The organism is Parundibacterium terreum (assembly GCF_014636315.1).
Lineage (GTDB): Bacteria > Pseudomonadota > Gammaproteobacteria > Burkholderiales > Burkholderiaceae_D > Undibacterium > Undibacterium terreum.
The window spans coordinates 1,120,555-1,143,209 of the sequence record NZ_BMED01000001.1; the positions used below are offsets into that span (position 1 = coordinate 1,120,555).

General features: G+C 55.3%; 16 protein-coding genes and 1 riboswitch. Of the genes, 8 read left to right on the top strand and 8 right to left on the bottom strand.

Annotated features, from left to right (window positions below; all coding sequences use genetic code 11):
• Positions 1 to 124: 124 nt before the first annotated feature.
• On the bottom strand, positions 125 to 1,822 hold the full coding sequence (locus IEW12_RS05265) for a peroxidase family protein (RefSeq protein ID WP_188564890.1): 1,698 nt from the start codon (positions 1,820 to 1,822) through the stop codon (positions 125 to 127).
• Positions 1,823 to 1,934: 112 nt separating this feature from the next.
• Positions 1,935 to 2,132, bottom strand: coding sequence for a hypothetical protein (locus IEW12_RS05270; RefSeq protein ID WP_188564891.1), 198 nt, complete (start codon positions 2,130 to 2,132; stop codon positions 1,935 to 1,937).
• Between the two features lie 225 nt (positions 2,133 to 2,357).
• Here IEW12_RS05270 and IEW12_RS05275 point away from each other — a divergent pair, with 225 nt between their 5' ends.
• Positions 2,358 to 2,744 carry a GFA family protein gene (locus IEW12_RS05275; protein WP_188564892.1) on the top strand — a complete coding sequence of 129 codons (387 nt, stop codon included), beginning with the start codon at positions 2,358 to 2,360 and terminating at the stop codon, positions 2,742 to 2,744.
• A 131-nt stretch (positions 2,745 to 2,875) separates the two neighbouring features.
• Positions 2,876 to 3,544: a GNAT family N-acetyltransferase gene (locus IEW12_RS05280; RefSeq protein ID WP_188564893.1), complete on the top strand. Its 669-nt coding sequence runs from the start codon at positions 2,876 to 2,878 to the stop codon at positions 3,542 to 3,544.
• A 199-nt stretch (positions 3,545 to 3,743) separates the two neighbouring features.
• Here the strand turns inward: IEW12_RS05280 and IEW12_RS05285 are convergent, their stop codons facing one another.
• The 3 genes from IEW12_RS05285 to IEW12_RS05295 all read right to left on the bottom strand — a co-directional run bounded on the left by IEW12_RS05285 (position 3,744) and on the right by IEW12_RS05295 (position 9,787).
• Entirely contained in the window at positions 3,744 to 5,033 is a 1,290-nt protein-coding gene (locus IEW12_RS05285) for a voltage-gated chloride channel family protein (RefSeq protein ID WP_188564894.1), read from the bottom strand.
• An 81-nt stretch (positions 5,034 to 5,114) separates the two neighbouring features.
• A riboswitch (Fluoride riboswitch) is annotated at positions 5,115 to 5,220 on the bottom strand.
• Between the two features lie 89 nt (positions 5,221 to 5,309).
• The gene (locus IEW12_RS05290) at positions 5,310 to 6,311 is read right to left on the bottom strand and encodes a response regulator (RefSeq protein WP_188564895.1); all 1,002 of its coding nucleotides are present in this window, start codon (positions 6,309 to 6,311) and stop codon (positions 5,310 to 5,312) included.
• Positions 6,308 to 9,787, bottom strand: coding sequence for a response regulator (locus IEW12_RS05295; RefSeq protein WP_188564896.1), 3,480 nt, complete (start codon positions 9,785 to 9,787; stop codon positions 6,308 to 6,310). Before IEW12_RS05295 ends, IEW12_RS05290 begins: the two co-directional genes overlap by 4 nt.
• Before the next feature lie 750 nt (positions 9,788 to 10,537).
• Here IEW12_RS05295 and IEW12_RS05300 point away from each other — a divergent pair.
• From IEW12_RS05300 to IEW12_RS05325, 6 genes are all read left to right on the top strand, one after another.
• The gene (locus IEW12_RS05300; protein WP_188564897.1) at positions 10,538 to 11,158 is read left to right on the top strand and encodes an ANTAR domain-containing response regulator; all 621 of its coding nucleotides are present in this window, start codon (positions 10,538 to 10,540) and stop codon (positions 11,156 to 11,158) included.
• A 393-nt stretch (positions 11,159 to 11,551) separates the two neighbouring features.
• A complete protein-coding gene (locus IEW12_RS05305) occupies positions 11,552 to 12,664 on the top strand; it encodes an HD domain-containing phosphohydrolase (RefSeq protein WP_188564898.1) in 1,113 nt (370 codons plus the stop codon).
• An 87-nt stretch (positions 12,665 to 12,751) separates the two neighbouring features.
• On the top strand, positions 12,752 to 16,045 hold the full coding sequence (locus IEW12_RS05310) for a response regulator (RefSeq protein ID WP_188564899.1): 3,294 nt from the start codon (positions 12,752 to 12,754) through the stop codon (positions 16,043 to 16,045).
• Positions 16,046 to 16,407: 362 nt separating this feature from the next.
• Positions 16,408 to 16,962 carry a chemotaxis protein CheW gene (locus IEW12_RS05315; protein ID WP_188564900.1) on the top strand — a complete coding sequence of 185 codons (555 nt, stop codon included), beginning with the start codon at positions 16,408 to 16,410 and terminating at the stop codon, positions 16,960 to 16,962.
• 67 nt (positions 16,963 to 17,029) lie between these two features.
• Positions 17,030 to 18,745, top strand: a complete 1,716-nt coding sequence (locus IEW12_RS05320) for a methyl-accepting chemotaxis protein (RefSeq protein WP_188564901.1) — start codon at positions 17,030 to 17,032, stop codon at positions 18,743 to 18,745.
• A gap of 129 nt (positions 18,746 to 18,874) precedes the next feature.
• On the top strand, positions 18,875 to 19,204 hold the full coding sequence (locus tag IEW12_RS05325; protein WP_188564902.1) for a hypothetical protein: 330 nt from the start codon (positions 18,875 to 18,877) through the stop codon (positions 19,202 to 19,204).
• Between the two features lie 416 nt (positions 19,205 to 19,620).
• On the opposite strand, the gene IEW12_RS05330 is transcribed toward IEW12_RS05325, so the two are convergent.
• From IEW12_RS05330 to IEW12_RS05340, 3 genes are all read right to left on the bottom strand, one after another.
• Positions 19,621 to 20,037, bottom strand: a complete 417-nt coding sequence (locus IEW12_RS05330; protein ID WP_188564903.1) for a hypothetical protein — start codon at positions 20,035 to 20,037, stop codon at positions 19,621 to 19,623.
• A gap of 111 nt (positions 20,038 to 20,148) precedes the next feature.
• Positions 20,149 to 20,538, bottom strand: coding sequence for a hypothetical protein (locus tag IEW12_RS05335; protein ID WP_188564904.1), 390 nt, complete (start codon positions 20,536 to 20,538; stop codon positions 20,149 to 20,151).
• Positions 20,539 to 20,667: 129 nt separating this feature from the next.
• Positions 20,668 to 22,488 (bottom strand): hypothetical protein, encoded by a 1,821-nt coding sequence (locus tag IEW12_RS05340; protein ID WP_188564905.1) that lies wholly within the window; start codon positions 22,486 to 22,488, stop codon positions 20,668 to 20,670.
• Between the last annotated feature and the right edge of the window lie 167 nt (positions 22,489 to 22,655).

A 22,655-nucleotide genomic window follows, 5' to 3' on the forward strand; every position in this document is an offset into this window, starting at 1 on the left:
GCAAATTCTGTTTTCTCTACTTCTGCCTGCAATTAAATTGGCACTGGGGGCTAATGCGGATCAATTTGCACTGGTCTTGGCATTAGCCCCTCCTACACTTTTTGCACTCTTACTTCTGTGCTGCTTATTTCTGTCCTGTCAAAGCATAATTCACCAGCTTGCCTACCGTGCTATCCCGCCCTCCGACAAACGGCAGCCAGTTGGGGTCCTGGTGCAGGAAGGATTGCGGGTCGCCGGCGATCAGGCCTATCAGGGTTTCTGCCACGATGCGGCCACCCATGGGGCCCAGGGCCAGCGGTTCTTCGTCGCCTTTGCCGCCGTGCTTGGCTTTTTTAAGCCAGCTATGCTGCGCCTCTGCCAGCACGTAGTACCAGAGCGGCGCATTGTCGGCAAAGGCCGGCGAGATGCTGACCAGCGTGGGCGCTTTTTCCAGTTCATCGACTATCGCCTTGCCGACCCTGAGTTCATTGTCCGGTATCACGCTCAGCCCCATTGCGCGCGCGATGTCCTGCCCGCTGGGCATGCCCATGGAAAGCCCGCGCAGCAGATTGCGTGCCGCCAGATTGGCCGGATCAGCCATGGCATTGACCGGGGCCGGCTGCATTTGCGCGACGGTCAGCGGCGGCACCAGGTCTTTGACGACTGAAAATTCCGGCAGGAAGCCCAGCGGGTTTACCAGCGAGGTATCTATTTTGTAGGCTGGCTGCGCCCTCTCCTTGCCGCCTTTTTTGCCGGAGCCGTTGATGTCGAAGAACAGGCTCCAGTCTATCGCCCACTGGTCGGGGAACTCGCCAAAGCCGTTCAGCGCGCGCTTGTTCACGCCGGCAAAGATGAAGAAACGCCCTTCCAGCCCGCGCGCTTTTTCTTCTGTGGTGGCTTCGTCCGGATTGTCGCCGCCTTTGAGTTCCGTATTCAGCCGATAGATGGGGCGCACCATCGAGTGCCCGAAGCGGTAGGCCGCCACCGAGAATTCCAACGGGATATACGGGTCATTGCGGTAATGAAAAAACTGCAGCTTGGGCTTCTTGTCCGCAGCAGAACCGTGCTTCAGGCGGAAAGGCATGATCTCGTCGATCAACTCCTTGCCGCAGATGTGCGGCAGGAAATCGTTCAGCACCACATACTGGTAATGCCAGCGCACCTGGCGCTGTATCTCTTCAAACGTGGCATCCTTGAAGGCATCTTCATCCACCAGCCGGTTATGCAATTGCAGGAAGGCGGAATGCAGTTGCGAGACGATGACGTTTTCGTCATTGCGCTTGTCGCCTATCAGCGCACGGGCTGAGGTGCCGGTATTTTCCGGATCGCGGTAGCGCGGCAAATCACGGGATGGTGTAGGTTTGCTGTTGGCAAACAGCGCTTTTCCCAGGCGGAATTTATTATCGATATACATATACGGCTGGTCTGCCGGGCCACGGCCATACATATTGTCCAGATCCAGCCGTGGCGTGCGGAAATCCACCAGGCCTTCCGGATCGTTTTGCTGCATCAATGAGGACATGGGATCAAAGGTAATGTCATGATCGATGAACTGGCCAAAATAGGTATAGCCGGCGGGGATGCCGGCATTTTCTTCGTCGTCTTGTATATGATCGGCAGTTTCCAACGCAGCGGCGGGCTTGCCCTTGTCGTCCATCTCAGGAGGGGCCGTCATCAACAGTGCAAGCTTGAGCAGATCGTCCTTGCTATGCTTGGCTGCCGGCAGCTCGCGGAAGATGCGGCCGAAACGGCCCTCAAAAGTGGATGAACTGCGCGGACTGTCTGCGCCGCGTATGCCGCCGCCGTGCGGGGTGAATGAAAACTTGGTGTTGTTTGGCTTCATGATTATTCCTTGATTGCATGTGTTGTGAGACGACGTGCGGCATAGGTGGGATGATTAAAAAATCAGGCGGACTAAAAAAACACGCCGTCATCTTGCCCGGCCGGCACGACGATCAAATTTTTTTCAAGCGATTATTAAGGTGCTGCATCGGTGCATGAACATGCGCACCGGAAAGAAAGCAAACAGTAAATTCCGGGATGAGAAATATCGCGGCCTTTGCCAGAGCACCCCGAAACAAAGGGATGTCCGGCAAAATAGGCGGCATATTCCTGAGCAACACTTTCCCCTTTTTATTCTTTTTGCATGCCATATTTACATGCTGTTTTAGCATAGGCGATGATTGGCTTTTTGAGTAGTTTTTTTTACAATTTTTAATTGCCTGATCGTAGTTTTATTGATATGTTGGCGTACATCAAGGAAGCAGCAGTTTGCTGCAGTTTGAAAACAGAATCTAAAGAATCCCCAGGTGAAATAATGGGCTGGAGCAAACCCCTTCTCACCCTGGCCGAATGATCCAGCACAGGAGCAAAAACAGATGAACGGAGCTTGTCATTGCGGCGCCATCCGCTATGAAATAACAGGCGCGCCATTTGCCGCCGACTTTTGCCACTGCCGCGATTGCCAGAAAACAACCGGCGCGCCGGTGGGTGCATGGATGGACTTCAAGGCCGAGCAGGTGCGCTGGCTGCAGGGCAACCCCACCGAATACGCGTCTTCAGCCACCATACGCCGCGGCTTTTGCCCGCAATGCGGTTCCACGCTGAGCTACCGCAGCACCGCGCATCCGCAATACCTGACGCTCAGCATCACTTCGCTGGACAGCCCCGATGCGGTGCGGCCGACCTATCACATCTACACCGACAGCCAGGTAAAGTGGCTGACGATAGACGATGATTGCGAGCGGTATCCTAAGGGAAAATGAAGTACCTAAGGTGTAATAGTGCCAGCGTATTGCACCGAACAATCCGTAGCCATCCGCCTCGCACTGCATCCCACATCGACACGTTTGCACTCGCTGCTATTGATGAAATAATTTCCAAATATAATTGCCCAATGTCCGACAAGCCCACTTCATCCGCTGATGCCACGCTCATAGAATCCTGGTTGCGCGCACGCTCGGTATGCCGCGGCCTTCCCCAGCCTGTCAGCGATCGCGGGGGATTGCGGCTGGAAACCAATCTGGAAAAAGAATTGCGCCGCTATGTGTTCGCCCATCCAGCCGACGGGCTGCGCGCGCTGGGCGAGGCGATCACAGAGCCGCTGATTTATCTCAAGCTCACCGGCACCGGGGAACAACTGAAGGCACTGCTTCCCGCGCGCTGGCAGCTTGACGTACCGCGCTATCTGATGACTTGCGATCAGCCTGCGCAGTCCACCGACATACAGCTTCCCACCGGCTATCATCTGGAAACCGGCGTTGACGGCTGCAACGCGGCGGTAAGGATTAGCGATAGCAGCGGCAGCGTTGCGGCGAGCGGCTATGCGGCACAATGCCATGACGTGTTTATTTATGACCGCATCGAAGTCAGCGACCAGCACCGCCGCCGCGGCCTCGGCCGGGCCGTGATGCAGGCACTGCTACGCACGCGCACGTCGGCGAACCACCGGCAGGTGCTGGTCGCCACCGAAGAAGGCCGTGCGCTGTACACGTCGCTGGGATGGTCTGTGTACTCGCCATTTTCTTCTGCGTTTATTCCGGCAGGCGCTGGCGCCAAGCGCTAAGCTAGACTCCGTAGGGCGTAATGGAATTACGCCGCATGTTCAGTCCGGACAACCCAGCTCGCTTTCATCACCAATAGCCCAAAAAGAATTAAATGCCGCCTGGATGCCAAGTACGCCTGTAGTTGGGCATCCGGTCATTTTAGGATGCATGCGGCGTAATTCCATTACGCCCTACGGTGTCTATAGTAGTGAACTCACATCACCCCCGCGTCGAATCTTCGCGATAGGTTTTTACCTCCCCCAGCTTCATCCCTTCCGGCACTTGCCTGTGCTTGGCATGCCCTACCCGTTGCGCGCGGTAGATGCCGGTGTGGCCGGAGAACAGGTAGCTGATTACGCAGGCGATGGCAGCGTAGGGGCCGATGGCGGGGCCGAAGAGTTCTATGGCCATCACGGTGGAGGCGATCGGGGTATTGGCGGCGCCGGCGAAGACAGCCACAAAGCCCAGGGCGGCCAGCGTGGAGAATGGCAGTTGCAGCAGCGGTGCCAGCGCATTGCCCAGGGTGGCGCCGATGTAGAACAGCGGCGTGACTTCGCCGCCCTTGAAGCCGGTGCCCAGCGAGGTGAGGGTGAAGGCGGCCTTGCCGAAAAAATCCGTCCACGACAGCGGATGCTGGAAGGCTTCCACGATCACCGGTATGCCCAGGCCGATGTAGCGCTGCGTGCCTACCGTCCACACGGCAATGGCAACCACCGCACCGCCGATGAAGGGGCGCAGCGGCGCATAAGCGATGCGTTTTTTCATGAAATCCGACAGGCCGTGCGTGGCATTGGCAAACAGCATGCCGGCCAGGCCGAAGACCATGCCCGCGGCCAGCACCGCCGCCAGGCCCCATAGCGTGATGGCGGGAATCTGGCTGACCACATAATGCGTGTGCTGCACGCCCCACCACAGGCCCACCTGGTCTGCGATGATGGCGGCGATAAAGCAAGGCAGGATGGCGTCGTAGCGCATGCGGCCTATGGCCAGCACTTCCAGGCCGAAGATGGCGCCGGCCAGCGGCGTGCCGAACACCGAAGCAAACCCGGCGCTGATGCCTGCCATGATCAGCAGGCGGCGCTGCTGCTGGGGCAAGCGCAATGCGTGCGTAAGCTGGTCTGCCAGCGCGCCGCCCATCTGCACCGCTGTGCCCTCGCGCCCTACCGATGCGCCGAACAGGTGGGAGACAATGGTGCCGCCCAGCACCAGCGGCGCCATGCGCAGCGGGATCACTTTTTTGGGGTCATGGATCTCGTCGATCAGCAGGTTGTTGCCGGCCTCCACGCTCTTGCCAAAGCGCAGATAAACCCAGCCCACTGCAAACCCGGCCAGCGGCAGCAGCCAGATCAGCCAGGGGTGGGTTTCGCGCCAGGCGGTGGCCCATTCCAGCGCAAACAGGAAAAAAGCAGAGGCGCTGCCGGCCAGCGCGGCCACGACGGCAGCCAGCAGCAGCCATTTGGCGATGTACGGAAGCAGATCGATTTGTTCGGGGTGTTTACGTGTATTCATCAAGCGGGCCGTATAAATTTACAATCAACCCGTTCAATGGAAAGCGTTTGGCGAATACCTACAGCTTCCCGTTGCACAGGAACGTCTGTAGGCATCATCAGCTACCCGGCTGAAGCGGGCGGCGGTTGGGCGCAAGGAAAGCGGCAGCTCTCATTGCGCCGGGAGGAATGCCATCTCCCATCTACTGCCTGATGGTAACAAATTTTGCGATGGCGGGCAAATACACTGCCGGCACATGTGGCAAATAGCGCAAAGGGCCCTACTGGCAATTTTCTATTACAGTTCCGCCGACGTGGCAGTTGCATCATGGGACCGGGTCCGGATTTCCAGCAACTCGGGAACGATGCCGCAAAATACCGGCACCATCTCCGGATCAAAGTGCGAACCCGCATTTTCTTTCAGATAAGACAGAATCCTGTCGGTCGCCCAAGGCTCTTTGTAAGGACGCTTCATGCTCAGGGCATCAAAGACGTCAGCCAAAGCCACAATCCGCGCGGATTCCGGTATCTCCTTTGCCTTCATACCACCGGGATAACCGCTGCCATCCCATTTTTCATGGTGGCGCAGCGCTACTTCGGCGGCGAGCTGAAATAAAGGCGCCTTGCTCTTGCGCAGTATGTCATGGCCGATCTGGGCATGCGTGCGCATTACCTCCCACTCCTGCTCATCCAGCGGCCCAGGTTTGCGCAGTATTGCTTGCGGAATGCCCAGCTTGCCCGTATCGTGCATAGGCGCTGCCAGCTCCATGCGGGCGACGCTCTCGGCGTCCCATCCACAGGCGCGCGCCAGGGCGGCGGCATAAGCACCCATGCGCCAGATATGCGCGCCAGTATCGGTGTCATTATAGTGTCCTGCGTGTGCGAGCATGAGGATGGCATCGCGGTGGCTACGCTCCAGCGCTGTCACTCTCACCAGCGACAAGTGTGCAGCAACCCGCGCCCGGACGATGGGAGCCGACACCGGTTTTACAATGTAATCGACCGCTCCCGCTGCAAAGCCCTTGGTCTCCTGCTCCAGGCTGGCGTAGGCGGTAATGAAGATTACTTGCAGCGCCTGCGTAGGATCAATTTGCTTGATGTGCTGGCATAGGTCATAGCCGTTCACATCGGGCAGACCGACATCCAGCAAGGCCAGTGATGGCCGGTGCTTCAGGACGGCCGCTACCGCCTCTGCCCCGTTGCGGGCAAAGACCAGGCGGTATTCCTGATCCAGAATAGTACGCAAGAGAGCCAGCGTGCTTGCCTCGTCGTCCACCAGCAATACGGTCTGTTTTTTCAATGAGTACTCCTTTCCCGCTTGTCTTCGAGATCGAGCAAATGTTTTGCCGCCTGTTCCAGGCCCCGCAGATCAAAATTGCGTAGCTGGGTCCATAGTTCGGCCTGCGTAGCTTTCGGCAAGTCGACCGAAAGCACATTCAGCACGGCCTCCACCGCATCGACATCATCCGCGTCCAAAGCCTTCAGCATTTCTACCAATAGTTCTCTGCGTTCAAGCGTATGCAGCCATGCACGCTCAGTCGCGCGATGCGCGGATGCCTCAGCATCATTGATTCCGATTTGCGGGATGGCAGCCATGACTTGTTCCAGCTCAACGCGCAAGCTTTCCGCGGCCGCAATCAGAGCGGCCTGACTGGCACCGGCATTGACCAATCGTTCCACCTCCTGCGAGGTTCGATATAGACCCGGCATGGCCAGGCTGGCGGCGACGCCTGTCAGCTCATGCGCTAGCATGCCTGCGGCCTTGATCTCGCCACTTGCGAGATAGACGCTGATACTTGCGCCGGCATCCTTGTAGGTCTTGGAAAAACGATCCAGATATTGCCGGTAGCGCTCCACATCAGCCCACAGTTGCAAGCCTTGCTCAACGTCCAGCACCTTATTGTCGCGATGGATTGGCGTCGCTTCAGCAATACTAAGCATTGCCGGCATTGTTCCATTCGTTGATGCGCGGCAGAGGTCACGGATAAGCTGAATCATCGCAGGAACGTCAAAGGGCTTACTGACAAAATGCGACATCCCGGCGGCAATTACCGCCTCCTGCTGCGATTTAAGCGCCCCCGCAGTGAGTGCAACAATAGGAAGATCATCGAACTGCGGCAGGCGGCGAAGACGGCGTGTCGCCTCCATGCCATCCATGACCGGCATTTGCACATCCATCAGGACCAGGTCCACGTCTTCAGGATGAGAAACAAGCCAATCCACCGCAGCCTGGCCGTCATTGGCAAATTCAATCCAGGCGCCCTGGTTGCGCAGGATGCGTGCCACCACATCGCGATTGATGTCGCTATCATCAACAACCAGCACGCGGATTCCGGCCAACTGCATCGCCTCCCCTGCGTCCATGGAGGCGGATATCTGGCCGGGAGCGCTACGCTGGCTGCGAGCGTCCATCACCGCGTTGAACAGGTTGGAAGCGGTGACCGGCTTGCTTAAAAACGCATCCACAACGTCCGCGCCTGGCTGCTTGACGAGCTCAGATAAAGAATAGGCGGTGGACATCAGCACGATCAGGGGCGTATCCGGGGATACGGTTTCACGCAATGCGCGCGCGGTGGCCAGTCCATCCAGGCCGGGCATCTTCCAATCCAGCAGCACAACGCCCGGCAACTCGTCTGCGCTGCTACGCTGAAAATAGTCAAGGACTGCTTCGCCAGACTCGACGGTCTGTACCTCCCATCCCATCGCGCGCGCGGTGGAGCCCGCGGCTTCCAGCGCGATCTCACTGTCATCCGCAATCAGGGCGCGAATGCTGAGCATGTCGGGGGATGAGCTCGATGTTCCGTGTGCAATGGCAAGAGGTACGGTAAACTCAAAATCACTGCCAAGCCCAACAGTACTGCGCAGATTAAGCTCCCCGCCCATCAGTTTCACCAGTTGGCGGCAAATCGTCAGCCCCAGCCCGGTACCGCCAAACCGCCGCGTTGTCGACGTGTCAGCCTGGGTGAAGGCGGAAAAGATTGTTTCCTGCATCGCAGGAGGAATGCCGATGCCCGTATCCCTGACCATAAACCTGAGCCATGCCTCGTCCCCATCCAGCCTTGCAAGCTGCGTAACGAGCTCGACCCGGCCAACGCTGGTAAACTTGATCGCATTGCTGGTCAGATTGGTGAGCACTTGCTGCAGACGCAGCGCATCACCCTCGAATACTGACATCCCTGGGGGAAGCGGATGGACAATTACTTCGATCGCCTTGTCGGCTGCGGCAATTCCCATGCTTGCCGCAACCCCGTCTATCAGTTCCGCCAGTTTGAATTGGGCCTTTTCAATACGCATGTGGCCCGCTTCAATCTTGGATACATCCAGTATGTCGCTAATGATGCCCAGCAGCGACTGGCCCGCGCTACGGATCTTGCGCACCATCTCCAGCCCATCCGGCTCCAGCCTGACCCGCTCCAGCAGATACGCCAATCCTAATATAGCGTTGAGCGGTGAGCGGATTTCATGGCTCATATTGGCCAAAAACTCTGCCTTGCTGCGATTGGCGCTTTGCGCCGCATCTCTTGCCAGCAGCATCTCCTCTTCCGCTTTCTTCTGGGCAGAGATGTCTTGTGCAAATATCAGCGTTGCAGGCCCATCCGCCAGCATGACCCTGGCGGTGGTTTTGAACACCGGTACCAGCCGGCCTGCCTTGCCCAGGCCCTGTGCTTCAAACATCAGCTCGATGGGAGAGTCCGCTTCGATCAGTGCTTCCTGTGTGCGCAACGTATCCAGCGAGCTGGATGCAATCATCGCGCACCACGGCAAGCCGCTTAAATCATCGCCAGCCAGGTAGCCGTGCAAAGCGCGGTAGCGCGGATTGGTATAAATAAAGCGGCCGGCCCGCAAAATGGCGATGGCAAGCGGCGCATCTTCTATGAGTGTCCTGAAACGCGCCTCGCTATCTTGCAAGGCCTGCATTTCCTGCAGGCTTCGCGCATTTTCGGTTTGCGCGCGCTCTCGCCTGGCCCGGCGCACCTGTGACCACCAAAGACTGGCCGCGCCTATCAGGAAAATACCCGTAAAAAGCAAGGCATAACTCCATCCCTGCGACCGCAGGGGCAGGATGATTGACGCCTGCTGCCGGCTTAGACCGATCACCAGAGAGTGGTCCATGGACAGCTCCGCCGGCTGTATCGTGCGCAAGGCCATCACCCGCTGTTCCCCTGTCATGTAGACTGTGCCCGTCAACAGGCTGCTGGGCTGCTTGCGGTCCAGGTGCCGCCTGAAGAATGTCTCTGGCCGGTTCAGGTTGGTGCCGTCAAAACCGTTTTTGGTGGGATAGTTCAGGAATAGCTGGCCATCACCATGCGCGACCAGCGCCCAGACATCCGGCGCATAGATGGATGCGCGAAATTCGGCGGAAAAATAGTTTTGATTCAGGGTAGCAGCGACGACGCCGGCAAACCTGCCCTTCTCGTCCGGTACCATCCGCGCAACAGCCATCACCCATTCGCCCTGGGTGGAGCGGAACGGCGCTGACAGGTACAGGGTATTCTTGTCTGGCCGGCTCTTGACGGTCTTGAAATAGTCGCGCTGGCTAAAATTTTGCCCCACCAGCTCCGGCAAGCTGCTCGCCAGCAGTTTGCCATCCTGGTCCAGCACCGCCATGCCACGCACTCCGCGAATGGCGCCGACCAGCGCGCTCATTCTGCTTGACGCATCGCGCGAGGCAGAACTGGACACCGGCCCCGACAGATAATCCCGCGTAATGGTTTTCAAAGCTATGTCGGTGGCAGCCAGATCGTTCTGGATATCCTCGGCGATAAGTTTGGTCAAGAGCTGGAGGCGCGTTTCTTCACCGCTTTGAACCAGTGCTATGGCACTGAGGTGGGCATAGGAAAACCCTGCTGCCAACGCAAGCATGGCAAGCAAAAAAAAGATCCATTCCCACAAAAACCTGGAGAGCAGGCGGGGCGCTTTTATTTTCATTATATGGCTATCGTTTGCTTTCGCCCGAGGTACACAACATCCATTTGCTGCTGAGACAGCCACCACACCCGCCATCTGCACCATGCGAAAGGAGTGGTCTTAATCGTATTGACAAGCCACAGCGTGACATCGCTGTCCTTGAGTGATAACCGAACGCGCCGGGGCGGATCTTATCGCCGCGTTGAAGAACGATCGCACAGACGCGTCAAAGATATCTGAATACAAACCATACCTCAAAAAATTGCATTTTGCCAACTGTCATTTCTACCAGCTAAGCTGGCAGCACGCTTCGTCATTGCGAAAGCTCGCAGCACGAAAAAGGCAACCAGGCTTCAGCGAAACGCCCGCTTTTTGTAATGATCATTGAGTGCGGACTCCAACGCAGGCAGCATAAAGCACCCACTTTACTCCATACAATCCATACGTTGTCGCGATGTTTAGGGGACTACAAAAAAATGCATGCGTTGCACAAACCTCACCACACCACAGCAAAAACAAGAATAAACTGGAATGCTAACAAGCTGCCGATCCGTTTCTGGATACCGGCAAACTTGCTGGCCAACAGTCAAAAAAAAAAGAAAATATAAAGGAAATCGAATGACAGAAAAAACATCGCCCAAAAGCAGAATTTTGTTGGTTGATGATGATCAGGTCACCCTAGCCTTGATCAACGGCCTGCTGACCCGTGCCGGTTACGATGTCGTCCAGGTCAAGAGCGCGGAAGATGCACTGCACATTATTTCGGTGCAGGAACCGGACCTGGCGCTGCTGGATATCAATATGCCCGGCATGTCGGGCCTGGACCTGGCCAGCAGGCTCAAGGAAGAAACCACCGTTGCCTTCATGTTCCTGTCTGCGACGGCAGATGAAGACATTGTCAGGCAGGCCGTAGAGTACGGTGCTGTCGGCTATCTGGTGAAACCGGTCAATACCGCCAACCTGCTCCCCACGATAGAAGCCTGCCTGGCCCGCGCAGAAGAAATTCGTGAACTAAGGAAGACCGGTGTGAACCTCACTTCCGCCCTCGCCTCCGGCCGGGAAACCAGCATGGCGGTGGGATTGCTGATGGCAAAATTTCAATCGGACAGGCACACTGCGTTTGAAGCATTGCGCAGCCACGCCCGCTCCCGCCGCAAGCCGGTCAATATCATCGCCAGCGAATTGCTGCAGGCGGAAGAAACGATCAACCAGTTCAGGCAGCTTTTCAGCGCTAAATAATCGCTTAAAAAATCGCTTAAAAAATCGCTTAAGCCATAGCCCCATCATCCGGCATCTGCAAACCGGATGATAGGCAAGCAAGACGAAGACACAACGGAAGGTTAAATCTTGTTTCACCAGATTAACTTTCCAGGATTTTCGGCTACTATGAGGCATAGACCTAGCACCGCATCACTCCAGTCTATTCTCATAACCCCCTCCCCGTTATCGAGATGCTATGTCTGTAAGCCGAATACTGCCGCCTTATCGTCGCGCCCGTCATCGGTCTCCCGGCCTCAACTCCGCCGTTTTTTCCAAATACTGCTTTACATCGCATGATCACGCGGGCATCAAAGATGCCGGTTTTTAACATATTGCACTGCGTCATAGCGCGCGGAGTGCCAGGGGAATAACATGACTAATACTACACATCCCGCAGCAAAATCAGCCGGCATCGCCGCCTCCATTTCATCTGCAGGCCGCGTATTGATTGTGGATGACAATAGCGTCAACCTGCTGTTGCTGGCCAAGCTGGCAGAATCGGTCACTGGCACCCCCGCAGTGACGTTTGAAGACCCGGTCAAGGCGGTGGAGTGGTGCAAGGTCAATGAGCCTGACCTGATCCTGGTGGATTTCATGATGCCGAAGATGAACGGCCACGATTTCATTCGTGCGATACGCACCTTGCCTTGCTGCGACGACGTGCCTATCGTCATGGTGACGACGGAAAATGAAAAGGCTGTCCGTCATGAAGCGCTGGAGATCGGTGCAACAGAATTCCTGGCAAAACCGGTGGATGTTCCCGAATGCCGCAGCCGCATCCGCAATCTATTGGCTCTGCGGCATGCGCAAAACTTGCTGAGAGATGAAAAGAAACTGCTGCAGTACGAAGTGGAAATCGCCACTGCCGCCATTGTCGAACGGGAGCGCGAATTGATCTTGCGCCTTTCAAAGGCAGCAGAATTCCGCGACCCAGAGACCGGCGCGCACGTGCAGCGTATGGCCCACTATTCCAAGCTGATTGCAAAACGTCTCGGCATGCCGGCGAGTTTCCAGCAACTGCTGCTGGAAGCAGCGCCCATGCACGACATAGGCAAGCTGGGCATCCCGGACTACATCTTGCTCAAGCCGGGCAAACTCACTGATGCCGAAATGGCCATCATGCGCCACCATCCGACAATAGGCGCCAATATCCTGGAAGGCAGCGATATTCCCTTGCTGCAGCTAGGCGAAGAAATCGCCCGCACCCACCATGAAAAATTTGACGGCACAGGCTACCCTCTCGGTCTGTCGGGGGAAAATATTCCCCTGTCTGGACGCATAGTCGCGGTTGCAGACGTGTTTGATGCGCTGAGTTCAGAACGTCCGTACAAAAAAGCATGGTCACCTGAAAGAGCAAAATCCTTTCTGATGGAAAGTGCCGGCACCCATTTTTGCCCCGTCTGCGTCAACGCTTTCATTGGCGCATGGGACGAGGCAATGGAGATCAAGTCCACATTTACCGACACAGAAACCGTCGGGTACTAGACGGCCCGGCTCTATCGCAATAAGCCACGCATCGTCTGCAAAGAGAGCAGACAAGCGCTGACAAAAAATATAATCGGAATTCCTCACATGCAAGTCGCCAGAAAAAGTTTTCGCCACCAGCTCATCCTGATGTTCGGGCTAGTTCTCGCCTTGGTATGGGCACTGGTAACCTACGAACTGTTCCAGAGCCGCTTGCATTACCTGGCCGAAGCAAACCTGAGAACCCGGGTTCAATCGCAGGTCTTTTCCGAATACTCCCAATCCGCGATCCGCCGCATCAACGAAGTATTGCTGGATATACGTGGAGACTGGAAAGGAAGCTGGCAAGACTATGCAGAGCTGGTGCGCCGCCGGCAGGAGATTTTGAGCGATATCTCTTTTCAGGTCACCATCATAGACAAGGATGGGATCGTGCAATTTTCCAATTTATCCAAACCCAATACCAGGACCGATCTCAGCCAGCGCGAGCATTTTCTTGTGCATAAAGATGCGCCTGAGCGCGACGCGATGTTTATCAGCACGCCTGTAAAAGGCAAGATATCCGGAAAATGGTCATTGCAATTCACCCGCCCGATTATGAGTGAGGGTAGGTTCAATGGGGTACTGGTGGTGTCCGTCAGCCCCGAACAATTTACCGCACTGGCCGGAAAATTAAATTTGAATGGAGATGGTGTAGTGACCGTACTCAATGACGGCGGAATCGTGATGGCTCGCTTCCCCTATGTGGAAGCGGCGCTGGGCAAGCCAATTGACGCCGCTTTCCTGGCCGGCTCACCGGCTCCCTCAACCGGCAATTTCCAGAGAGTCGCGGCCGTTGACGGTGTTGAGCGCATCTACGGATTCAGCCGCCTTCCTGAGTATCACCTGAATTTCATCGTCGGCGAATCCTTGTCCAGCGTGATGGCGCCTTATCACGCACATAGAAACGACGTATTGATCGTGGCCAGTGCCATCAGCATAAGTGCTCTCTTCCTGTTTGCGCTGTTATTCCGGGCATTGATCGCCCGAGACAATATTCAGCAAAAGCTGTCGGAACGGGAAGCCACCTTGCGCCAGTCGCAAGAGATCGGGCGGATAGGCAGCTACTCAATGGATGTCAGCACCCGGCAGCTTACCTGGTCGCATGCGATGGATGAGATTTTGGGTCTGCCTGCAGGATTCAATCATTCGTATCAGGAACTCAGAAAAATCTTGCATCCGGATGATCTTGAAGCGGTAGAGACAGCAATCGCCGGCGCCATGCGCGAACAAGGCAAGTTCAATTACGAGTTCAGGATAATCCGGCCTATCGACGGCAAGGAATGCTGGATACAGGCGTTCGGCCAGTTTGATCACAATGCTGAGCACAACAGTAATTGTGTGGTTGGCATTATTCAGGACACTACCCAGCGCAAGCGGCATGAAGAAGAGCTGACGCACGCCAAGGAACTGGCCGAAACGGCCAACGTTGCCAAGAGCCTTTTCCTGGCATCGATGTCGCATGAGATCAGAACGCCGATGAACGGCATCCTGGGTATGACGGAACTGGCGCTGGACACAGAACTGGACCGCGAACAGCGCCAGTATCTGAGCCTGATCAAATCTTCCGCCGACTCACTATTGGTGATCATTGACGACATCCTGGATTCCTCCAAGATAGAGGCTGGAAAACTTGCCTTGGAAAACGCGCCTTTCGAGCTCTCTGCCATGCTGGGAGATGCGATCAAGGCACTGGAAATCCAGGCCGAGCAAAAAGGCCTGGAACTGATCGCCGATATCGACGTCGGCAATTTCAATCATCTTAACGGCGACGCCGGTAGGCTGAAACAAATTTTTGTCAACATCGTTGGCAATGGCATCAAGTTTACGGAAACCGGCGAGGTCATGATCCAGGTCCGGCATGAGGAAACCATGGGGGGCGATGTCCTGTTGCATTTCAAGGTTACCGATACCGGCATAGGCATCCCGGCTGACAAAATCGCATCCATCTTTGAAACTTTCTCGCAGGCGGACAATTCCATTACCCGGAAATATGGCGGCACCGGCTTGGGGCTATCCATATCGTCGCGGCTGGTGGACCTGATGCAGGGAAGTATATGGGTAGAGAGCGAACTGGGACGAGGCAGCACCTTCAACTTCAGCGTCCGGATGAAAAAAGGTGCAGAAGCAGTGTACCTGAAAAAAGACCAAGCCCTGCCGAATCTGCGCGTGCTGATCGTGGACGACAACACCACCAATCTCCAGTTTCTCAATGACTGTTTCGTCAGGATGGGCATGTCGGCAGTGTGCACAGAAAATGGCGAAAGCGCATTCAACGAGATACAGCGCGCGCAAAAGGCCGGAGCGCCGTACGATCTTATCTTGCTGGACGCGCACATGCCGGGCATGGACGGCTTCGCCGTTCAGGAAAAAATACGGACCTTGTTGCCAGAATCGCCATCACTGGTGATGATGATGACTTCAGCGGGATCACGCGGAGATGCCGACCGCTGCCGAGCCCTGGAAGTGGATGTGTATATGCAAAAACCTATCATCTACGGAGATTTAAAGTCCGCCCTGTGCCGCGCACTCAATCTGGGCCAGGCGGAAAACCCGGCATCTCCTGCCGCCCAGGCATCCCGCGTGGCGCAACTCAGGCTTTCCATACTGCTGGTGGAAGACAATGTGATCAACCAGCGTCTCGCGGTGAGGATACTGGAGAAATCCGGCCATCAAGTTACGGTCTGCGAGAACGGTGCCGAAGCCTTAAGCGCGTTGGAAAAGGATCATGTCGATCTGATACTGATGGATATGCAAATGCCCGTCATGGACGGCATAGAGGCAACACTGGCCATCCGCGCGCGGGAGTTGATTCAAGGGGGCCATGTGCCTATTGTCGCGATGACAGCCAATGTGATGGCGGGCGATCGCGAGCGCTGCTTGCAGGCCGGCATGGACGACTACATCTCAAAACCGATACAGGCTGGAAAACTGATGGATTGCATCGCTTCGCTGTTTGCTGCTCGCAGTGAAAACCCAGCATCCTCTACTGCCGCCCGGGATGCACTCTCCGCATCCGCCGCATTTGATTATGGCAGGGCAATCGCCAATACCGATAAGGTAGTCCTGGATATCGTGGGAAAACTGGCATCGGACAAGATACCTGGCTATGTGTCTGACATCGGCGATGCGCTCACAACTGGAAATGCCAATGCCGTATACAGGGCCGCACATACCTTAAAGGGCGTGGTCGGTTACTTCTGTGCGGCGCCTTTAGTAAAGGCAACAGAGAACATAGAGACTTGTGCCACGCGAGGCGATCTGGAAGATGCGCAGCGTTATTTTGAATCCCTGCAGAGCGAAGTGCAGAGATTTTTGCCACACTTGGACGCAATCCTGCAGAGAAACGTTCCAAGCCAATGAGCACTCGCACCGCCAGACCCTGCTGCCATATGAGCGATACCTCGTGTGCAGGCTTCAATTGTAGAGAATCGTTAAATACCGAAAGAAATCAATTTCTAAGTGGAAATATTGGACTATGATGGAATCTGAAACAGCGATTCATATCATAGCTTGTTTCGCGGTGTAACCTCAGCCCGTTATACCGCCACGTTTTACCGCATTTCCCCGACCGCCCTTTATCCTGCCGGTCAGCCTACCCAGTCGGCCCAAGCCCGCCGCGCCTTTCATCTTTTTAACTATCTTTACCGCGCCACAACCTGCGCGGCTTTAGTCAATCTGCGCCCCACGTCCAGAGATGTCGGCGCACTTAACCAGGATAAAAAATGGCTACCATCGACAACACCGCTTCATTACAGCTTGGCTACACACAAGAGTTTCTCGCCTTTACCTTGGGCAGCGAAGAATACGGAATAGATATCCAGAAAGTGCAAGAGCTGCGCAAATACGAAGGCGTGACCCACATTGCAGATGCACCTGCGTTTTTCAAAGGCGTGTCCAACCTGCGCGGGAACATCGTGCCGATACTCGACCTGCGCATCAAACTCAACGTGGGAGAGCCGAGCTACGACCATTTCACCGTGGTGATCATCGTGAATGTGCAAGGGCAGACTGTTGGCGTGGTAGTAGACGGCGTCACGGATGTCGTGGCCTTTACACCCGCCGAGATCAAGATCTCCCCCAAAACCTACGGCGTCGATACCGACTACATGCTGGGCATAGGGATCAAAGACCAGCGCATGGTGATTCTCACCGAGGTGGAAAAACTGGTGTCCACCGACGCTTTGGCATCTCTCAAAAAAATGGGTAATTCTCAAGACAGCCGCCAACAGGAATGCTTTCGCAATTCTGATCTTACGCCGGCTTCCCAAGAACTTTGATCTCACACAGAACTATGCTTTTTTTCCTCAAAAGCAGTGAAAAATTACATTTAGAAAGACAATCAAAATGAAAATCGCAAACTTGAAAATAGGTACTCGCCTCGGTCTGGGATTTGGCCTGATCCTCTTGATGTTGAGCTGCGTCGCTGCTGTCGGCATTAGCGTCATGAGCCGCACCAACAGCGCAATGCATCACATCACAGACGTCAATGTAGCAAAAATGCAGTTACTGGAAGACATGAGCAGCTCTGTGCATATCGTCGCCAGGGTCATGCGAACTATGGCCCTGGTAGAGGACAAAGCTATTTTCGACGAGCAGAAAAAAAAGATAACTGCAGCTCGTGAAAAATATGATGCTTCGTTTAAATCCTTACAAAATATGCCGTTGGACGAAGCAGGAAAAACCTTTGTCAGCCAGCTCGCTGCTGAGCATGACACTGTACGTCCTGTCAATAATCATTTTATCGAATTGTCAGCAACGGACAAGCAAGCTGCACTAAAGGTATTGCTGAACGAAGTTATGCCTCTTAACCAAAAGTGGTTGGATTCTTTACAAGAATTCGTTGATCTTCAACGGTCAAAGAACAGGAAAGAAGAAGAACTGGCATCTTCCTCTTACGAATCCGGCCTCATTGCAATGCTGGTGTTAGCCTTGTCAGCGATTTGTATAGGTGTTTTTGTAGCATGGTATAGCACTAGGTCCATAACCCGTCCTTTGATTGCGGCCGTAGCAATTGCGAAGACTGTCGCCGCCGGAGACTTGACAAGTGACATCCAGATAACGTCAACCGATGAGACCGGTCAACTGCTGCTGGCGCTCAAAGAAATGAACTCAAGCCTGCTGAATATTGTTGCGCAAGTTCGCATGGGCACCGACGAGATGGCAACTGCGTCTGGACAGATCGCAGCGGGTAATCTTGATCTTTCGTCCAGAACCGAAGAACAGGCAAGCTCCCTGGAAGAAACCGCGTCGTCAATGGAAGAACTGACAAGCACCGTAAAACACAACGCCGACAATGCCAGCCAGGCCAGCCAGCTTGCATCCAACGCATCTGAAACCGCAGTACGGGGCGGCGCTGTGGTATCGCAAGTAGTGGACACCATGGGCTCCATTCATGAATCTTCAAAGAAGATCGTCGATATCATCAGCGTCATTGACGGTATTGCTTTCCAGACCAATATCCTGGCCCTGAATGCCGCCGTCGAGGCAGCCAGGGCTGGCGAACAAGGACGCGGTTTTGCCGTGGTAGCGACCGAGGTGCGCAACCTGGCACAACGTAGCGCCACAGCAGCCAAGGAAATCAAACTCCTGATCAACGATTCCGTTGAAAAGGTTGCGACCGGCAGCAAACTGGTCCAACAGGCAGGCACGACCATGGATGATGTGGTGCACAGCGTTAAGCAAGTGAACGACATCATTACAGAGATCACTGCCGCCGGCCGCGAACAAGCTTCCGGCATCGACCAGATCAATTCAGCAGTCGCACAGATGGACCAAGTGACGCAACAAAATGCTTCGCTGGTGGAAGAAGCTGCTGCTGCAGCAGAATCCTTGCAGGACCAGGCAGCTACGCTGGCACGCCTCGTCAGCGTGTTCAAGGTGGATACCAATGAGGTCAGACAGCAGACGGCAACTGCTGCTCCTGTACGTCTTGTGACCGTGAAATCCAGCCCAGGCAAAAGCAGCGGCTTCGCCCGTCGTCCCGCACTAACTATGATCAAGGCCTCCCCTGCCAAGGCTGTCAGCAATGGCGCTGACAACGGCTCCTGGGAAGAATTTTAAGTTTAAAGATTTAGAGCGCGATGAACCATGTGTTGGTCCTGCGCAGCGTAATGCGGCGCAGGACAGGTTCCCAAAACTGGGCACCAACGGCATTCATCTCATACGTGATAAGAATTTTAGGATTTTATCGTGATAAAGAAAATTTTTCTAAAGCCCAGGAATTGGGAAAAGGCAGGTGCGTTTCTCTGCGCCTCGGAACCTCATCGCTTCTTTGATCTGGCGGCGGCAATGGAGTTTCTCAAGCGCGCCGTACTCAGAAGACTGCAAGACGCTACACGTTTGGATCAACACACGGAGTATGGCGATAAAGACCTCCCGTTTTGGCAACATGGCAAGGTCCTGGCCTGTTTCAAATCGAGTTTCAGCCTGTCGTCACTTGGAAAAACAGAGCGGACAACTATTTCATTTTGGGTAGAATTTGAAGGGGACGAACGTCCGCCTACAGAAGTATATTTTTAGAACTCGTTTTATCAATAGAAGCGAGTGCGAAGCGGTGAAGCAGGGGTTTCGGACGGCATGCCGTCAGCCTGCGTAACGGCACGGCCTTGCAAGGCCGTGCTCCCTCCCTATAGGGACACAGGGTGAAGCAGGGGTTTCGGACGGCATGCCGTCAGCCTGCGTAACGGCATGGCCTTGCAAGGCCGTGCTCCCTCCCTATAGGGGCACAGGGTGTAGCAAGGTTTCAGATAATATCGTAGGGTGCAATGGATTTTATCCATTGCACCACTCTTCATCTCAAGAAGCAGAGCCATTTTTTTCTGCTGCGATTGCGGATCATCCTCTTTCCTGCCTTCTTCCAACGGCACATGACAACATGATGAGTTGCTAACGCCCCTAAGAGCTGCCGGCCCTACTCGCCTCGCTCTGGTAAAAAACTATTCCTGCTTTTTATTCAATACGATAGTCTGCCCTTCAAATACCGGATGCTGACGCATCGCGCACTCGGACGAGCGTATCGTAGCCATCTTGAAATCTGCGCTGAAACGCATCACGATCTTGCAGCTTTTTTTTGTATCTTCCGGATCATCGCCGTCATTCGTCGGTATTATCGTCAACACCGTTCCCTCCAGCTTTGCCATGCCGACAAGGCTATCCGTTTGCGGCCCTGAAGCCCAGAACCCAGACGCGGCATAAATGCCTGCGGCGGGATCCAATGCAAGAATGCTCACAACGGTCCCGCTGCCATTTTTCCAAACTCCCAATGTTGACCATGTACCGTCGGGGAGAGGTGGCTGGGAAAACGCCAGCGCGGACATCATGAACAAGAAAAGTGATACGGCTATTTTTTTCATTTTTGGCTTTCAATCATCAGGGTATAGGCATCAGCAGAGGCCGGCTCATGCAGCCGGCGCGGCAAACTGCAATGGACTTTATCTACGGCACGGCTCTTCGCTTGAGGAGGCTTAGTTATCGGAAAAATACTTCAGGCTTCGCCCGTCCAATGCGCACATCGCTTCCTTATAGGCAGCGCAGCCTTCGCCGGCGGTGACTTTGGGCCGCTCGAAGGTCTTGTCGAATTCTGCCGTGATGACACATGCTTCTCCACCCGCCTTGGTCACATAAGGAGAAAATTTGATGGTCTGACCTTTGAAACTTCCTAATCCCGCAATACGCCCCGGACATTCCGGCTTGGTAACGCGGGCAGACACGGCAACCGCTACCGGCGCATGAGATTGCAGCACAATAATATGCAGGGTCGTGTCGGCATTTTTGAAGCGGCCGTTTAACTGCGCTTGCGCCAGGCACAGGCTGCTTGCCGACATCAGCAATACTGCTATCAGGAATTTTTTCATGCGTTCTCTTTCTTGGATAATTTAATTATTACGCGCCCATAAGCCCAATAAGTCCAATAAGTCCAATAAGCGCCCCTACATCAACTACACACAAAACAGGTGTTGCCTGGTGCAGCTCCACAGCACAGCTCAGCGGCGAATCTCGTCGGCAAATTGATCTCCGAGACGCATGGCTGCCCCCATGTTTTCATAGGCTTGCTGCACGCTGATGTTGCCGTCGCCATATAAACCCGAGTTGTTCTTAATCACCGCCTTGCTCAGCACAGGGCTGACATTCTGGTCCGGATCTGCTTTCAGCGCTTTCAGAAATTCCTTCCCTAAAGGCTCACCCAAATTGTGCAACGCATACACATTGGCATCATCGTCGCTCCCGCCCAGCGCACGGCCCGTCTTGATATTGTCCTTGGTGAATTCCGCCAGCATCAGAGCCTGCAGCTTCTTGTCTGTGCGATAGGCAGCCGCCTTCTTGTCGTCCAGCGAAGCGGCATCGGCAACGCCATACTTGGCCCCATTCTTCCTGAGCGCAGCAGTCCAGGACGAATCGATAAACTGTCCGTAACCATGGGCTGTAGAGGTTGCCATCACCCCATCAAACTGGCGCTGCTTATTCTCTTTCGCAGTGAGGCTGATGGGCCTGGCATCGGCATGGAAGCCCGCCGATTCAAAATTGGCGATCTTGGACAGAATGCCGGGATCCACCCCTACGGTTTTTGCCGCATTGGCCAGGTAGCCCTTGGCTTCCGCCCATCGGGATGGCAGCAGCAAAGCATCTGCCGTTCTATCGAACCTCCGGTCTGCCTCCTTGGGCGGCCAGGCCTTCAATGCGCCCTCGGTATTGCGGTTGATGCCGAAATACGTGCTCAACAGGGTTTTGGCCATGCCCAGCTCTTCATCGGAGACGCCTTCCTTGGCCTTTACCCGTCGTGACATATCATTCAAAAACGACTGTATGCCGCCCTTGGTGCCAAGATCAAAACCGGGGAATTGGTTTGGAGCCTGGCTGGCCGGCGCGCTGGCTGGCGAACCGGCAGCCTGATTCGTTGCAACATTTGCCGCATTGCCTGTGCCTGCATCCGGCTGCGACTTGTCAAAATAATGCGAGGCCTTGTCCAGCATGTCGGCGGCGCCGGTCTTCAGGGTCTGCAGCTCGCGCACTATCCTGTCCCCCAGGCCTGTATCTCCCGCTGTTTCATTCTGCTTGCTGGAGCCGGCAGGCCGCGTCCTGCTTTGCACCAGATGCTTCAACTCATCCCAGCCGCTCGCGATGGCGCCCTCGGCTTGCTCTGCGCCTTGCCGCAGGCTGTCCAGCATCCCGCCACTGCTCCTGGGGCGATCGGCTTCAAAATGGGCATCGCTGAAATGGACGCTATTACTTTTCTGCGGCGCAGACGGCACGGGCGCGGGAGTCTCCAAGGCAGCCCTTGCAGCCCGCGTCCTGCTTTGCACCAGAGGCTTCAACTCGTCCAGCTTGCTCTTTGTGGCGCGCTCGACTTGTGCCGCAGCTTGCGGCTGGCTATCCGGCGCAGCGTTGCTGTTGCCGCTGCCGGGGCGATCAGCCTCAAAATGGGCATCGCTGAAATGGGCGCCATCGTTTTCCTGCGGTGCCTGCAGCTCCGGCGCAGGAACTGGGGCGTCCCTTGCACCATCGCTTTGATCGCCAGGCGGCTCGCTGCCGGCGGCCGCCCCCTCCAGCGCTGGCGGCTTGTTCGCGTCCGCCGGATACGAATACATTGCACGGCCTATCAGGCCCTTGCTCACCGCCTCGGGATCAAGCTCCTGGCCTTGCCCCGGCGCTGCATTTTTTGTATCCGCTCCGCCCGCACCTTCATCGAAGAGCTGCTTGGCAAACTGGTATTTTTCCAAAAGATTGTCTATGCCCTTGCCTGGATCAGGCATGGCGCTGACGTCTTCTTCTTCCTTGGGGAAGAGGCTGTTTAATATGAGGCCCACTGTTATCCTTGTTTAACCATGCCGCCTGAATGCGGACATGGACAATTGAAAGAGCAACAGATTTGCGGATTTTTCATCCTTGCAATTCTGTCTTTTATTTGTGCGTTTGTCATCTATTTTTCGCAACTTTTATTTTCGCAGCATGATCTGATGCGCCGGTCTGGGGT

Excerpts from the sequence above, each read along its gene's own strand:
- IEW12_RS05265 (WP_188564890.1), bottom strand. The coding sequence starts at position 1,822 with ATGAAGCCAAACAACACCAAGTTTTCATTCACCCCGCACGGCGGCGGC.
- IEW12_RS05275 (WP_188564892.1), top strand. The coding sequence starts at position 2,358 with ATGAACGGAGCTTGTCATTGCGGCGCCATCCGCTATGAAATAACAGGC.
- IEW12_RS05285 (WP_188564894.1), bottom strand. The coding sequence starts at position 5,033 with ATGAATACACGTAAACACCCCGAACAAATCGATCTGCTTCCGTACATC.
- IEW12_RS05320 (WP_188564901.1), top strand. The coding sequence starts at position 17,030 with ATGAAAATCGCAAACTTGAAAATAGGTACTCGCCTCGGTCTGGGATTT.
- IEW12_RS05315 (WP_188564900.1), top strand. The coding sequence starts at position 16,408 with ATGGCTACCATCGACAACACCGCTTCATTACAGCTTGGCTACACACAA.
- IEW12_RS05300 (WP_188564897.1), top strand. The coding sequence starts at position 10,538 with ATGACAGAAAAAACATCGCCCAAAAGCAGAATTTTGTTGGTTGATGAT.
- IEW12_RS05335 (WP_188564904.1), bottom strand. The coding sequence starts at position 20,538 with ATGAAAAAATTCCTGATAGCAGTATTGCTGATGTCGGCAAGCAGCCTG.
- IEW12_RS05310 (WP_188564899.1), top strand. The coding sequence starts at position 12,752 with ATGCAAGTCGCCAGAAAAAGTTTTCGCCACCAGCTCATCCTGATGTTC.
- IEW12_RS05330 (WP_188564903.1), bottom strand. The coding sequence starts at position 20,037 with ATGAAAAAAATAGCCGTATCACTTTTCTTGTTCATGATGTCCGCGCTG.
- IEW12_RS05270 (WP_188564891.1), bottom strand. The coding sequence starts at position 2,132 with ATGGCATGCAAAAAGAATAAAAAGGGGAAAGTGTTGCTCAGGAATATG.
- IEW12_RS05305 (WP_188564898.1), top strand. The coding sequence starts at position 11,552 with ATGACTAATACTACACATCCCGCAGCAAAATCAGCCGGCATCGCCGCC.
- IEW12_RS05280 (WP_188564893.1), top strand. The coding sequence starts at position 2,876 with ATGTCCGACAAGCCCACTTCATCCGCTGATGCCACGCTCATAGAATCC.